We start from the raw sequence: 2,229 nt of genomic DNA on the forward strand, positions 1-2,229 counted from the left end.
TCAGCGCAAACAGCTGGCGCTCATTGACCTCGATAAACCGGCGCAGAATGTCCCGGCTGGTAGAGAATTTCACATGCAACAGCGGGCAGCGCTTCTGCTCGGTGCTGAGCAGAATGAACTGCCGGTTCACGCCCGCATGGTTCAGATAGTGATCATCCCCCAGCTCATCCCCGATCTCCGGCGAGAAGCCCGAGATATCGACGTGGAAATCGGTAAGCTGGGTGGTCTTGCCGGTCAGATGCTTCAGCGCGCGCCTATACCGCTCCACCAGCGCGGGCGAGGCCACATGGAAGAGATTGCCGAACATCAGACCATGCTGGATGAGGCGTTTCATTGGGCGGCCTCCTTTGTGTAGCAGCCTGAAATCCAAAGTACGTCACTTTGCGCTAGTAACCTTGCAGCCTCTAAAAGTGAATCAAACCTAGCTCTTTCTAATCGGTAAGAGTTCACTGCCGATAGTTCAGGCTGCAGAATTTTAATTTTGCGCAGTACGTCGTACAACTGTGGAACTTCATGCACGCAGTTCCAGCCCGGGACGTAAATTCCTTTCTCACAACGCCATAGAATACTCCCCACAGCATCATAGCTTTCGGAAGCGAAGGTTAGCTTTTTTTCCCAACTCCATTCAGAGGGGCAGTTGAACTCAATGTTATGCCCTCCCCTCCGACTTAATGCTTTGTCCTGATACCAAGCGGCACCGGACAAGTCTCGCATAAGCAAAAAGGCGTCTAAAAGGTACTCATGCAGCAGATTTTCCGCTTCTACGGCCTTGCGTCGCTGTTCCTCGTAAGCAAACAACTGCGTTTGTGCAGTCAGTTGTGCAGCCATTTTTTCGGACTCTTTTCTCGCCAAACGTAGTTCCAAACGCTGTTGAGAGAGTTCCTTGCTCTGCATCATTACTGTCACAATGATCCAAAAGAACGCCAACGCACCGGCGGCACCGGCCAATGAGTCGCCAATTTCATTTGGCGGTGAATACCAGAAGGCAACAATTCTTCTTTGGCAATCAGTTCCCTGACACGTCGGCAAAAGCGAAAGAAATAAGACAACAGACAAGAATAACGAGGTGGCTACGATACCTCGCTGAACCAACACATCGTAGCGAGTAAACCTGTAACGAGGGTATACCTTCAGCCACTTGATGAAGTATTTCATCGGCGCATCCCATCACTCGCCAAAGTGTGAAAGCTTTTCGCTTCGTCCCCGCCCGAGGCGCTTGCGGCTCGGGCAGCGCCCGTCCGCCCCCCTGGGCGGGCGCTCCGCTTCCGCCCGCGGACAGGCTCTGCCCTTGTGTTTCGCACAACAGTCACTTCAGCGCTCTTCCTTCCTTTTCAGAACATAGCGCGCTCCCAAAGCAAGCAGTCCACAGAAGATACCAACTGGCAGAAACGCTCCCACGCTTTGTCCCCAAGCCGCATAGAACATTGCGTCTTCAGGCAGGCCTTGGCGAGTGACCAGAAAGAACAGCACCGTGCCGGCTGCAAACGGCAGCACGATCATCCAAATCCACCAGCGGGTTAGCAGCTCCATCACCCCTGCCCCTCCAGATACCGCCGCTTGGCCTCTTCCTGCCGCCCGAAATCGCGCACCATGTTTTCAATCGCCACCTCATCCGACTTGTCGGCATAGCGGAACTCAGAGTCGGCGTAGCGGTTGATCTCCTGCACCACCATGTCGACCGTGATCGGCACCCGCAGCTCCGCAATCATCGCGGATTTGGTCTCGTAATCCTTGAACAGGAACAGCTCCGGGTTCTCCATCCATTCATCCGGCAGCTCGAAATCCATCGCCCGCACCTTGACCGCATCGGTGATGTTCTTGATGGCACGGCCGGTGAACCGCTCATCCGCCGCCTGGATCGCCTTCAGATAGGTGCCCAGCTTGGCCAGATCATCCAGCGCGCCAATCTGGGTCTCCACCCGGCCAAAAACCTCCGCCAGCCCGGGCTCCTGCGGGCGGTTGTGCGCCTCAAACGACCGCGCGACTGCCTTTTTGATCTCCTGCGCGCCGTACAGGTCGTGATCGCCCTGCGGGATCGCATGGTTCTTGCCCATCAGCAGGGTCAGGATGTCGATATAATCCTCCGGCGTCTGCGGCCCGTCCACCAGGAACCGCGCCCCGGCCCGCTGGCGCAGCGCGTCGTCCACATTCTCCGGGTAGTTGGAGAACATGCCAAAGGTGCAGTTGCCGCGCACCACGGTGTTGGCGCCGGCAAAGGCCTCCATGAAC

Annotated in this window: 3 protein-coding genes and 1 pseudogene; all 4 read right to left on the reverse strand. The window is 56.3% G+C overall.

What is annotated here, in order from left to right:
- The coding region (locus A2I95_RS32660; protein ID WP_367153183.1) for a DUF6638 family protein at positions 1 to 334 on the reverse strand (334 nt) is incomplete at its 3' end.
- Positions 331 to 1,155, reverse strand: coding sequence for a hypothetical protein (locus A2I95_RS32665; protein WP_291736521.1), 825 nt, complete (start codon positions 1,153 to 1,155; stop codon positions 331 to 333). The genes A2I95_RS32665 and A2I95_RS32660, both read right to left, overlap by 4 nt.
- 156 nt (positions 1,156 to 1,311) lie before the next feature.
- Positions 1,312 to 1,530: a hypothetical protein gene (locus tag A2I95_RS32670; protein WP_027257429.1), complete on the reverse strand. Its 219-nt coding sequence runs from the start codon at positions 1,528 to 1,530 to the stop codon at positions 1,312 to 1,314.
- A pseudogene (locus tag A2I95_RS32675) lies at positions 1,530 to 2,229 on the reverse strand (AAA family ATPase); the annotation flags it as partial. The gene A2I95_RS32670 and the pseudogene A2I95_RS32675, both read right to left, overlap by 1 nt.

Source organism: Leisingera sp. F5 (assembly GCF_001593695.1).

Coding starts and splice junctions, on each gene's coding strand:
- A2I95_RS32665 (WP_291736521.1), bottom strand. CDS start 1,155: ATGAAATACTTCATCAAGTGGCTGAAGGTATACCCTCGTTACAGGTTT.
- A2I95_RS32670 (WP_027257429.1), bottom strand. CDS start 1,530: ATGGAGCTGCTAACCCGCTGGTGGATTTGGATGATCGTGCTGCCGTTT.